The following is a 1,449-nucleotide window of genomic DNA, read 5'->3' as shown; positions in this document are numbered from 1 at the left end:
CCTCGCCACCCTGCTCACCGCCTGCGCGCTCACCGCCTGTGGCAGCGACTCCGGCAGTGACCCGGACACCGTGAAGATCTCCTACAAACAGTCGACGGACAACTCGGTCCGGGTCATGGACGACTACCTCGACGACATCAAGAAGCAGTTCGAGAAGGCCAATCCGGGCAAGAAGGTCGAGCTGGTCCCGATCAAGGCCCCGGACGCGGAGTACTACACGAAGCTCCAGCAGATGCTCCGCTCCCCCAAGACGGCGCCCGACCTGGTCTACGAGGACACGTTCCTCATCAACTCCGACATCACCAGCGGCTACCTCAAGCCCCTGGACCCGTACCTCAACAAGTGGGCGGACTGGAGCCACTTCATCGACACGGCGAAGTCCGCGGCCGAGGCCCAGGACGGGAAGACGTACGGCGTCCCGGACGGCACGGACACCCGGGGCCTCTGGTTCGACAAGGGGATCTTCAAGAAGGCCGGGCTGCCCGCCGACTGGCAGCCGAGGAACTGGGACGACATCCTCGACGCGGCGCGCACGATCAAGGAGAAGGTCCCCGGTGTCACCCCGATGAACGTGTACACGGGCAAGCCCGCGGGCGAGGCGGCCACCATGCAGGGCTTCGAGATGCTCCTGTACGGGACCTCCACCGGCGCCACCGAGAGCCCGCTGTACGACACGGCGTCCAAGAAGTGGATCACGGGCAGCCAGGGCTTCAAGGACTCGCTGCAGTTCGTCGAGACGGTCTTCAAGGAGAAGCTCGGCCCGGACGTCTCGGACGCCCTGGACCCCAACTTCGCGACCAGGGTCCGCGGTGAGCTGCTGCCCGAGGGCAAGCTCGGCATCAACCTGGACGGCTCCTGGCTGCCGCAGGACTGGCAGGAGGGCAGCGGCCACGAGTGGCCCGAGTGGTCCGAGAAGCTCGGCCTGGCGTACATGCCGACGCAGAACGGCCAGTCCCCCGAGAAGGTGAGCATGTCGGGCGGCTGGACCTGGGCGATCCCGAGCAAGGCCGCCAACCCCGACCTGGCCTTCGAGTTCGTCAAGACGATGCAGACGAAGGCGAACGCCCAGAAGTGGTACATCGCCAATTCCGGCATCGCGGTGCGCACGGACGTGGCCGAGGACCCGGCGTACGTGAAGGCGCAGCCCGGCATCAAGTTCTTCACGGATCTGGTGGCGAGCACGCACTACCGCCCGGCCTACCCGGCGTACCCGAAGGTCTCCACGGCGATCCAGGAGGCCATGGAAGGGGTGACGACCGGTGACAGCTCGGTGGCCGAGGCGGCGCGCGACTACGACGAGGAACTGAAGTCGGTCACGGACGGCCAGGTCGTCGAGAAGTGAGCACGGTGTGACCGTCACCCAGCGGCAGGCGGGCCCCGGCGGACGGCGCACGGCGGTGGTGAAGGAGGGGGCGGCCCCCTCCCCGCGCATGCGCACGCTCGCACGCT

Annotated in this window: 1 protein-coding gene; it reads left to right on the top strand. The window is 67.4% G+C overall.

Annotated features, from left to right (window positions below):
* Positions 1-10: 10 nt before the first annotated feature.
* Complete coding sequence (locus FGF04_RS39190; RefSeq protein ID WP_149516159.1) at positions 11-1,342, top strand: extracellular solute-binding protein; 1,332 nt, start codon at positions 11-13, stop codon at positions 1,340-1,342.
* Positions 1,343-1,449 lie beyond the last annotated feature (107 nt).

This window comes from Streptomyces apricus, assembly GCF_008369065.1.
Taxonomy (GTDB): Bacteria; Actinomycetota; Actinomycetes; order Streptomycetales; family Streptomycetaceae; genus Streptomyces; species Streptomyces apricus.
This window is presented reverse-complemented; position numbering and strand designations above follow the sequence as displayed.